Annotated in this window: 9 protein-coding genes and 1 tRNA gene; 4 read left to right on the forward strand and 6 right to left on the reverse strand. The window is 71.5% G+C overall.

Annotation, left to right across the window (positions count from 1 at the left end; all coding sequences use genetic code 11):
- Positions 1-1,502, reverse strand: a 1,502-nt coding sequence (locus ACWGIU_RS05135) for a GTPase-associated protein 1-related protein (protein ID WP_453702553.1), incomplete at its 3' end; no start/stop codon positions are given.
- Between the two features lie 421 nt (positions 1,503-1,923).
- Here ACWGIU_RS05135 and ACWGIU_RS05140 point away from each other — a divergent pair.
- Positions 1,924-3,984, forward strand: coding sequence for a phosphocholine-specific phospholipase C (locus ACWGIU_RS05140; protein ID WP_453702555.1), 2,061 nt, complete (start codon positions 1,924-1,926; stop codon positions 3,982-3,984).
- Here the strand turns inward: ACWGIU_RS05140 and ACWGIU_RS05145 are convergent.
- Positions 3,971-4,675 carry a hypothetical protein gene (locus ACWGIU_RS05145; protein ID WP_453702557.1) on the reverse strand — a complete coding sequence of 235 codons (705 nt, stop codon included), beginning with the start codon at positions 4,673-4,675 and terminating at the stop codon, positions 3,971-3,973. The two genes, ACWGIU_RS05140 and ACWGIU_RS05145, sit on opposite strands and share 14 nt — an antisense overlap.
- Before the next feature lie 72 nt (positions 4,676-4,747).
- Here ACWGIU_RS05145 and ACWGIU_RS05150 point away from each other — a divergent pair, with 72 nt between their 5' ends.
- Positions 4,748-5,503 (forward strand): alpha/beta fold hydrolase, encoded by a 756-nt coding sequence (locus ACWGIU_RS05150; RefSeq protein ID WP_453702559.1) that lies wholly within the window; start codon positions 4,748-4,750, stop codon positions 5,501-5,503.
- A gap of 97 nt (positions 5,504-5,600) precedes the next feature.
- Here the strand turns inward: ACWGIU_RS05150 and ACWGIU_RS05155 are convergent.
- The 4 genes from ACWGIU_RS05155 to ACWGIU_RS05170 all read right to left on the reverse strand — a co-directional run bounded on the left by ACWGIU_RS05155 (position 5,601) and on the right by ACWGIU_RS05170 (position 8,480).
- A tRNA-His gene (locus ACWGIU_RS05155) sits at positions 5,601-5,673 on the reverse strand.
- 106 nt (positions 5,674-5,779) lie between these two features.
- Positions 5,780-6,382 (reverse strand): oligoribonuclease, encoded by a 603-nt coding sequence (gene orn / locus ACWGIU_RS05160; protein ID WP_453702561.1) that lies wholly within the window; start codon positions 6,380-6,382, stop codon positions 5,780-5,782.
- Positions 6,383-6,487: 105 nt separating this feature from the next.
- A complete protein-coding gene (locus ACWGIU_RS05165) occupies positions 6,488-7,660 on the reverse strand; it encodes a helix-turn-helix domain-containing protein (RefSeq protein WP_453702563.1) in 1,173 nt (390 codons plus the stop codon).
- 376 nt (positions 7,661-8,036) lie between these two features.
- Positions 8,037-8,480 (reverse strand): hypothetical protein, encoded by a 444-nt coding sequence (locus ACWGIU_RS05170; RefSeq protein ID WP_453702565.1) that lies wholly within the window; start codon positions 8,478-8,480, stop codon positions 8,037-8,039.
- Between the two features lie 323 nt (positions 8,481-8,803).
- Between ACWGIU_RS05170 and ACWGIU_RS05175 the strand changes: the two genes are divergently transcribed.
- A complete protein-coding gene (locus tag ACWGIU_RS05175; protein WP_453702584.1) occupies positions 8,804-9,337 on the forward strand; it encodes a universal stress protein in 534 nt (177 codons plus the stop codon).
- Between the two features lie 147 nt (positions 9,338-9,484).
- Positions 9,485-10,016: acetate uptake transporter (locus tag ACWGIU_RS05180; protein WP_453702566.1), on the forward strand; the 532-nt coding region annotated here is incomplete at its 3' end.

The following is a 10,016-nucleotide window of genomic DNA, read 5'->3' on the forward strand; positions in this document are numbered from 1 at the left end:
GTGCGCTCGAACAGCCCCCGTCCGGCGGCCGGATCGTCCGCCGCGAGCGCATCCAGCCGGTCGAGTACGAGGGCGCGCAGCGCGGGCAGTTCGGCCAGCGCCGCCCGCACCCCCGCCCCGTACGCCCGCTCCGGATCGGCGAGCAGCGCCGGCGCCAACTGCCGTGCCACACCGGGCAGCAGATCGCTCACGTCCACCCCGAGCACCGAGGCCACCCGTAACAGCCCGGCGCGATGCGCCGGTTCGTCCGCCGGGGCGCCCAGCGCCGCCCTCAGGCCCGGTTCCAGCTCCGCCGCGAGCCGGCCGCGGACGGCCGCCCCCAGGGCGCCCGCGGTGGGCAGGGCCGCTGGCGGCGCGCCGGTCCGTACCGCCTCGGTCAGGGTCAGGGCCACCAGCGGCTCGCACACCGCGGGCGGGGCCCAGCCGTCCAGGGCCGCGAGCAGCCGCCCGGCGGCGCCGACCTCCGCAGGGTCCCGGTCCCCGGCCGGGCGGCCCAGTGCCAGGGCCAGCGCGTGCAGCCGTACGCGGTCCAGCGCATCCCGGTGCCCGGCGGCCCAGTCGGCGGCCGCGGTCCGGCCGGAGGAAGGCAGGGCGATGTCCGAGGCCAGGGCGAGCGCGGCCAGCGGACCCGCGTCGTAGGGCCCCGCGGCCAGCCGCCGCACCTCGGCGACCAGATCCTGGCGCTGCGCCTGCCAGACCCGTGCGGCGGTGTCGGCCCACACGTCCGGCGCCGAGGCGGCGGGGGCGGGGGACCGGGTGGCGTCGTAGACCCGGTAGCGCTGCTCCTGCCCGGCGAGGCTCGGCCCGTCCTCGGGCATCACCCCGATGATCCGCTGCCGGGCGAGCTGCGGCCGCCGGGTGTAGGTGGTGAAGGTGAGCCACTGCCCCCGCTGGTGCGGCAGCACACTGCACGCGAGCATGATCCAGCGGGCCGCGGCCTCGCTGTCCGCCTCCACGAGCACGATCTGCGGGGCGTCCGGGTCCTCCGCGAGCCGGCGCACATCGGCGAAGAAGGCAGCCAGCCAGGGCCCGCGGGCCGTGACGAAGGCGGCCAGCGAGGCCCGGTCGAGGCGGCCCGGGGCGGGCACCGCCGCGAGTACGGGAGCACCGGCCTCCGGGGTCGCGGCGGCCCACTGCGACGAGCCCCAAGCGGTGATGGGGAGCTCTCCCACGGCCGGACCGGAGCCGGCGGGCTGCGGCAGATGCACCGCGTGGGCGTGGAAGTTGCCCCAGCGGCCGCTGTCGTCGGCGCCCGTGTACACCGAGCGGGCCAGCAGGCGGCTGCCGTCGGCCAGCACGTTCAGGCTGAGCGCCTGCGGGAAGGCGGCCAGCTCCCGCGGCTCCGGGCGCGACGGCGCGTCCCGGGGCGGCTCGTAGCCGATCAGCCGCTCCGCCTCGCGCAGCAGCGCGGCCGGCACCCCGGGGCTCACGGCCGTGAACCGGAAACCGGAACCGTCGGGACCGGGCGGCGCCGAGGTGTAGTGCAGTTGGGTGAGATTCATGAGTTCCCCTCGAAGCCGCCCACGTGCCGGCGCCGATCGGGCCCGGTGACTGCGAAGATCCCGTCGAGGACCCGTAAGCGGCCGCCGGGCGGAACCGGTGACTCACCCAAGTGGCCCGATCCGATGGTCTGTTGCGCGGAGCGAAGTTCCCCGTACCCTCCCACGAGCGGCGACAGCGGCAGGCCGGAGAGCGCGCGGGGCAGCCCGATGCCATGCCCGAACTCGGTCCCGGCCATCGCTCTGCGCCCCCCGTGCACTGTGTGGGAGGTCATTTCAGCAGATATGCAGGTCGTTCGGGAGCTCTTTCCGTTCTCCAGGTGTACGGCGCAGTGTCACGAAGTGATCTCCGGCCGGTACCCCGGGACCGCTGTCCTTGGGGCGCCCCTCGACTCCCCCCCTCACCCGCAGAGGTCGTCACCCCATGGCAGAACTCAACCGTCGCAGGTTCCTGCAGATAGCCGGTGGCACCGCCGCCCTCACGATGCTGAACGACAGCATCGCGCGGGCCGCCGCCATCGCGGCGCAGGGCACCACCGGAACGATCCAGGACATCGAGCACATCGTCGTCCTGATGCAGGAGAACCGGTCCTTCGACCACTACTTCGGCACGATGAAGGGTGTCCGGGGCTTCGGCGACCCGCGGCCGGTCCTCCAGGACAACGGCAAGTCGGTCTTCCACCAGTCGAACGGGACCAAGGACGTCCTGCCCTTCAACCCGCAGATCCAGAACCTCGGCATGCAGTTCCTGGAGGGGCTCGACCACGACTGGGCCGGCGGCCACCAGGCGTACAACAACGGCAAGTACGACAAGTGGGTCCCGGCCAAGACGGCCACCACCATGTCGTACATGACCCGGAACGACATCCCGTTCCACTACGCCCTCGCCGACGCCTTCACGGTGTGCGACGCCTACCACTGCTCGTTCATCGGCGCCACGGACCCGAACCGCTACTACATGTGGACGGGCCACACGGGCAACGACGGCGTGGGCGGCGGCCCGGTCCTCGGCAACCAGGAGGCCGGTTACGGCTGGAAGACCTACCCCGAGCGGCTGGAGTCCGCCGGGGTGTCGTGGAAGGTCTACCAGGACATCGGCGACGGCCTGAACGCGGCCGGTTCCTGGGGCTGGATCAACGACGCCTTCCGCGGCAACTACGGCGACAACTCACTGCTGTACTTCAACAGCTACCGGGGCGCCCAGCCCGGCAGCGCCCTGTACGAGAAGGCCCGTACGGGCACGAACGTCAAGGCGGGCGACGGCTACTTCGACCGGCTGCGCGCGGACGTGGTGGGCGGCACGCTGCCCCAGGTCTCCTGGATCGCGGCCCCCGAGGCGTTCAGCGAGCACTCGAACTGGCCGACGAACTTCGGCGCCTGGTACATCTCGCAGGTCCTGGACGCGCTGACCGCGAACCCGGCGGTCTGGGCCAAGACCGCCCTGTTCATCACCTACGACGAGAACGACGGCTTCTTCGACCACGTGGTCCCGCCGTACCCGCCGGCCTCCTCGGCCTGGGGTCTGTCCACGGCCGACGTGTCGAAGGACCTCTACGCCGGTGGCGGCGGCTACGCGGCCGGACCGTACGGGCTCGGCCCGCGCGTCCCGATGATCGTGGTCTCCCCCTGGAGCAAGGGCGGCTACGTCTGCTCCGAGACCTTCGACCACACGTCGGTCATCCGCTTCATGGAGAAGCGCTTCGGCGTGCAGGAACCCCACATCTCCCCGTGGCGCCGCGCCGTCTGCGGCGACCTGACCTCGGCCTTCGACTTCACCCGGGCCGATGCGGCACCCGCCGCGCTCCCTTCCACGGCCGGATACGTCCCGCCCGACAAGGACCGCCACCCCTCCTACCACCCGACCCCGCCGGCCACCGGCACCCTGCCCCGGCAGGAAGCCGGCGCCAAGCCGACCCGCGCGCTCGGCTACAGCCCCTACGTCGACGGCGCTCGCACCACCTCCACCGGCAAGTTCACCCTCACCTTCGCCTCCGGACCGACCCTGGGCGCCCACTTCCACAGCACCTCGGGCAACCGCACGGACGGCCCCTGGCCCTACACGGTCGAGGCGGGCAAGACGCTCTCGGACACCTGGTCCACCAGCAGCTCCACCGGCAACCAGATCAACCTCACGGTGTGGGGCCCGAACGGCTTCCTGCGCACCTGGAAGGGCCCGACGAAGAAGGCCGGCCCCGAGGTCACGGCCCGCCACCTGGCGGCCACCGGCAACCTGGCCCTGACCCTGACCAACTCCGGGACGGCGGCAGTCAACCTTACGGTGACCAACGCCTACGGCGGCGCACCCCAGACCTTCCGGGTGGCGGCCGGCGCGACGGTCTCCCACACGGTGGACCTCGCCGCGGCCTCCCGCTGGTACGACGTGAAGGTCGTCTCCGACGGCGACGCCACCTTCCTGCGCCGCTTCGCCGGACACGTGGAGACCGGCGCCCCGGGCGTCTCCGACCCGGCGATCAGGACCGTCTGATCCGGTCCTCCGGTGCGCGCAGCAGCCGCCGTTCCAGGACCGGCAGGTCCCCGGGACGGTGGCTGCGGGCGTGCCGCAGCAGGAGGTCCCGCGCGGTGTCGGGCACCCGGCGTCGCTTCGGATGCCGGGTGGTGAACTCCTCGCTCACGAAGAAACGCACGGCCCCTTCCAGGCCGGCCCGGTCCGTCTCCCGTACGGCCCAGGCGAGTTCCTCCGTCGGCCTCCCGGCCAGCAGCCGGGCGGGGGCCCGTTCCGCGAGCAGCCACGCCGCGTCGCGGGGCTCGTCCCGCGGGGCGCCCAGCCAGCTGAACACCGTCCCCAGTGGCACCCCGCGCGGAGCCGGGGGCTCCTCATCGCCCGCGGCGAGGGCCCCGGCGTACTCCCTCAGCTCCACGGGCGCCGCGGCAGCCCACCGCGCCCGGTGCCGGGCGGGGATGCCGTCGGGGGACAGCGGGTCGAGCAGGCGCAGCACCTCGGGCCCGTGGTGGTCCGTGCGCAGGCCATCCCCGCACATACAGCTGATCGAGTCGTCGGCGGAGCGGTCGTCGCCCGGCTGTCGGGCCACCTCCACCGCGCCGATCTCGGCGGCGTCACTGATCACGTACGTCCGGGGGTGGTGCGGGTGGCACGCTCCATCGGGCCGCGCGAAGTACCCCATGACCAGGGGCTGCGGGCGGGGTGTCGGGTTCACGGTGTGATGGTAGATCCGGTGGGCAGAACCTTCGGCGTCGGTTTTCTTCGCCACGTCACCGAGGGAGAACGCATGGCCATCGCCCACCGCAGGATCGGCACCGGACCCGTCCGCGTCATCGTGTTGCACGACTGGTTCGGCACCTCCGCGAACTGGGGCTCCGTACTGGACCACCTGGACCCCGCGGGCTTCAGCTACGTCTTCCTCGACTACCGCGGCTACGGCGACCGGCGCGACGTGCCCGGCCGCCACACGCTGGCCGAGATCGCCGACGACGTCCTCGAACTCGCCGATCAGCTCGGCTGGGACACCTTCTCCCTCCTCGGCCACTCCATGGGCGGCAAGGCGGTCCAGCAGGTCCTCGTCCGTGCCCCCGAGCGGGTGGAGAAGCTGATCGGGCTCGCCCCGGTCCCGGCCGCGCCCTACGCGATGGACGACGCCACCCACGCCCTCTTCCACGGCGCCGCCACCGACCCCGAGAAGCGCCGCGTCATCCTCGACCTGGTCACCGGCAACCGCGTGAGCCGCCACTGGCTCGACCGGATGGTCGCCCACTCCCTCGCCGTCTCCCGCCCCGAGGCCTTCGCCGACTACTTCGCGAGCTGGCAGCCGCTGGACCTGTCCGCCGCCGTGAAGGGCAACACCGTCCCGGTGCTCGTCCTCGTCGGGGAGTACGACCTCGCGATCACCCCGGATGTGATGCGGGACACCTGGCAGGCCTCGTACCCGGACTGCCGGGTCGTGACGGTCCCGGGCTCCGGCCACTACCCGCCGCACGAGACCCCCGTGGCCTTCGTCACCGAGGTGGAGGCCTTCCTCCGGATCTAGCGGCACGGGCCCGGGCATACGGGCCCGGGCATACGGGCCGGGCATACGAAAAATCCCGTGGGGTACGAGGAAACCTCGGACCCCACGGGATCAACAGGGTGAGTGACGGGACTTGAACCCGCGGCCACCTGGACCACAACCAGGTGCTCTACCAACTGAGCTACACCCACCATGTCCGGTCGGAAAACCGACCGGCCGAAGAAAAGGGTACAGGGTCCGGGAGGGTGCTCGCTCCCCCCTTTCCCGGCGCCTCCCTCCGGAGGGGCCCGGCCGGAGCTACGCGCCGGGCACGACGTGCTTGGCGGCGATGCTGCGGGCCGTGTCCGAGTCGGGTCCGGGCTGCGGTACGAAGACCGCCTCCCGGTAGTAGCGCAGCTCGGTGATGGAGTCCTTGATGTCCGCCAGCGCCCGGTGGTTGCCGTTCTTCGGCGGGCTGTTGAAGTACGCCCGCGGGTACCAGCGGCGCGCCAGCTCCTTGACCGAGGACACGTCCACGATCCGGTAGTGCAGGTAGCTCTCCAGCGCGGCCATGTCGCGCAGCAGGAAGCCGCGGTCGGTGCCGACCGAGTTTCCGCAGAGCGGCGCCTTGCGGGGTTCCTTCACGTGCTCCCGCACGTAGGCCAGGACCTGGGCCTCGGCATCCGCGAGGGTGGTCCCGCCGGCCAGCTCGTCGAGCAGACCGGAGGCGGTGTGCATCGCGCGGACCACGTCGGGCATGGTCTCCAGGGCGGCGTCCGGCGGGCGGATCACGATGTCCACGCCTTCGCCGAGCACGTTGAGCTCCGAGTCGGTGACCAGTGCGGCCACCTCGATAAGTGCGTCGTCCGTCAACGAGAGCCCGGTCATCTCGCAGTCGATCCACACCATGCGATCGTTCATGTGTCCCACCTTATGCGGTCGCCCGGGGCGCGGATCGCATATGCGGAAGGTCCCCCATCGGCGGTGGCCGATGGAGGACCCTCGTGCGTCGTACTCAGCGTGCGGTCACGCGTGTTCCCGCATGACCCGTCCCGGGGCGTACATCTCCGTCACCGTGGGACCGGACGCGGCCAGTGCCGCCGCCGCCCGGTGGGGCTGCGGAGTGCGCTGGTGCGGAACCGGACCCGCGTTGATCTCGGCCACCTGTGCCACGTCGGCCTGCGGCCGGCGGGCCCGGTAGGCGGAGCGGTAGGCGGCCGGGGAGGACCCCAGCTGCCGCCGGAAGTGACCCCGCAGCGCGACCGGTGAGCGGAAGCCGCAGCGTCCGGCGACCTCGTCGACCGAGTAGTCGGAGGTCTCCAGCAGCCGCTGTGCCTGGAGCACCCGTTGGGTGATCAGCCACTGGAGCGGGGCGCTGCCCGTGAGCGAGCGGAACCGCCGGTCGAAGGTGCGCCTGCTCATGTAGGCGCGGGCGGCCAGCGTCTCCACGTCGAACTGCTCGTGGAGGTGTTCCAGTGCCCAGGCGACGACCTCGGCCAGCGGGTCGGCGCCGATCTCCTCCGGCAGCGACCGGTCGAGATAGCGTTCCTGGCCGCCGGTCCGGCGCGGTGGCACGACGAGCCTGCGGGCCAGGGCCCCGGCCGCCTCGCTGCCGTGGTCCGTGCGCACGATGTGCAGGCACAGGTCGATTCCGGCCGCCGTGCCGGCGGACGTGAGCACGTCGCCGTCGTCGACGAAGAGCTCACGGGGATCGACATGGACGGACGGGTACCGCTTGGCCAGCGTCGGCGCGTACATCCAGTGCGTCGTCGCGGGCCGGCCGTCCAGCAGACCGGCGGCGGCGAGCACGAAGGCTCCCGTGCACAGTCCGACGATCCGGGCCCCCTCCTCGTGCGCCAGACGCAGTGCGTCGAGCGCCTCCGGCGGAGGTGGTGAAGTGATGGAGCGCCAGGCGGGAACGACGACCGTTCCTGCCCGGGCGATCGCCTCCAACCCGTACGGCGCGGTCAGTTCGAGCCCGCCGGTGGTCCTGAGCGGACCGTCCTCACCGGCGCACACGAGCAATCGATAGCGTGGAACTCCCGCGTCCTGCCGGTCAATGCCGAACACGGAAAGTGGAATGGAGCTCTCGAAGATCGGTCCGCCGCTGAAGAGCAGCACCGCGACGATCTCCCTGCGGCGACGCCCCGCGAGCTTCCGGCCGGCGTCTGTGACGACGGCGGTGGAATCCTGGCTCATGGCGCTAAGCCCCCCTTGGGTGTCGCGACTCCTTGGTCTGGTCGCACCTGCACGTTTCCCCTCGGCCTTGCACGTGGATCCCCCGCCGTAAATACATGATCGAATCTACTGCGTCCCGTGGTGTCGGCGTGACAAGTTCAGCACGCAGCGCTATGTCGACTTCTCAACTTGGCGAAAAGCATTCGATCAGTAAGCGTTCCACTCCGCTACCCGAACGGGAAGCGTGGTCCCCGGCCATGGCCAGTACCCGTAGGGCCGGAACGCCCCCTGGGGTCTGTCGTCGCTGGTGGTGAGGGGGGCGGCGGGACATTCCGGCAAGGAGGGCACCCTGCCGGGAAGTTGGCTGAAAACATGCGTGTGTGGGTGTGCGAATGAGTCAGTCCTGCGGGCGGGCGGGGCCGGAGCCCCGGCAGCCGCGCCGGTTCCCGCCGACGGCGCGTGAGTGCCGGCCGCGGTGGGCGGGCGCAAGGGACTCCTGCGCCCGCACCCGGGCCGCGGCCCGCTGCGTCTTCTCCGAGTGGCGCAGCAGGATCCGGCACGCGGCCGTGACGGCGAGCAGGCCGAGGGTGGCGACGGCGGCGCCGCCGTAGGAGGTTCCGTAGACGACGAGGACCACGGGGACGAGCAGGCAGCTGAAGGCGGCCCAGCGCACGACGTCACCCGCGGGGTCGTCGTGGGGGTGCCCGGCGGAACGCACGGACGGGTGAAGGGCGGAGCGGGGGGACGGGGTGAAGTGCCGGGCGGGGTCGGTGTTCTGGAGGGACCGGACGGACTGCGTCGGCTGAGCTGGCTGGACGGGGTGAACCGGATGACCGGGCACGGCGTACTCCCTGCGGGCTCTTACCTGAAGGTCGGACGCATGTCCCAACGCCCGGCGGCGGGGCTCGGTCACTGCGCCAACGGGTGGCGATGGCCGCTCTCGTCACTGGCTGTAGGGGACAGCGGCCATTGCCAAGGCGCGCTCGCTCCGGCATGCTCCCTGGGACGCTCTCCAAGGGCGGCATGCCCTGTGCAGGACAGGAGTGTCGCCGTACCCTGGTGGGTATGGGCTTGGGAAGATGCTTCCCGGACAGAGCTCCGTCACACTGCGTCGCCGATTTCGCCCCTGTTGCTTCCTCCAAGGACCTCTTCGCCGAGACACCCATGGCCGGTCACGAATTCTCCGAACCCGCGGACCGCAAGCGCAAACGCGTCGTCGACCCCGCGTCGGCCGCCGATCTGCGCGCGGTGGAACAGACACGCGCGCACTGCGATCCGGCCTTCCGGCACGGGGTCGTTGTGGGATTCGACGGATCCACTTCCAGTGAGCGCGCGCTCGCCTATGCGATCGGCATGGCCCGTCGCTCCGGATCCGGTCTGATCATCGTCCATGTCGCCAACCGGCTTCCCACCACGGTCTGGGCCGGCTGCGAGCCGCCCGTCTTCGTCGACGTGCCGGACCACCGCACAGAGGTGCTCGGGCTGGAACTCGCCTGCGCGGACTACCTGGCCGAAGTCCCGTGGATCCTGGTCGAGCGCGGTGGTGACATCTGCCATGAGCTGGAGGAGGTCGGCCGGGAGTATTCGGCCGACGCCATCGTGGTGGGCTCCACGCACGGGATCGTGGGCCGGATCTTCGGATCGGTCGCCGGCCGACTGGCCAAGCGCGCACAGCGACCGGTCGTCGTCATTCCTTGACCGCCCCGAACGAGCGACCGGTCCGCTCGCTCACCGTTGCCGTCCCGTGACCATTTGTTAGCTGCTTGTGCGGTTGTGCCCCTGTGTAAAGGGTAGATAAGTGCTGCTGGGACGCAGCAAACAACTGCAGATCGAAGGGAGCCCGCCGTGGACAATGGTGTCTCTGCGGGAAGCACGGCCTCGACTTCGACCCTCGGGAACATAGCCCTGGGTCTCACCCTTCTCGCATTCGGTATCGGCCACACCGGCGTCATCGACGGCGTGTCCGCTGCCAGCTCCGTGTCGCTCGCGATGTACGTCGGCGGCGCGGCCCTGTTCCTCCTCGGTCTCCTGGAGTACCGCGGCGGCAACGGGTTCAACGGCACCGCGTTCGCGGGCCTCGGCATCTTCTGGTTCACGTGGGCCAAGGGCGCGGGCGGTTCGGTCTCCGACGAAGCCGCCGGAACGTTTCTCGTCCTGTTCGCGATGCTCGCGCTGAGCCTCACGGTCGCCGCCGCGAGCGGTCTGTTCAGCCAGGGCGTCTACGCCCTGCTGACCCTGTCGCTGCTCCTGCTGGCCATAGGCGCGTTCGTGGACAACGGCATGCTCGCGAAGGCGGGCGGCTGGGTCGCCGCCGTGTCCGGGCTGCTGGCCTGGTACGGCGCCACGGCGGCGCTGGCGCACTGGCCGATGGCCTTCG

Source organism: Streptomyces sp. NPDC054840, from assembly GCF_053611065.1.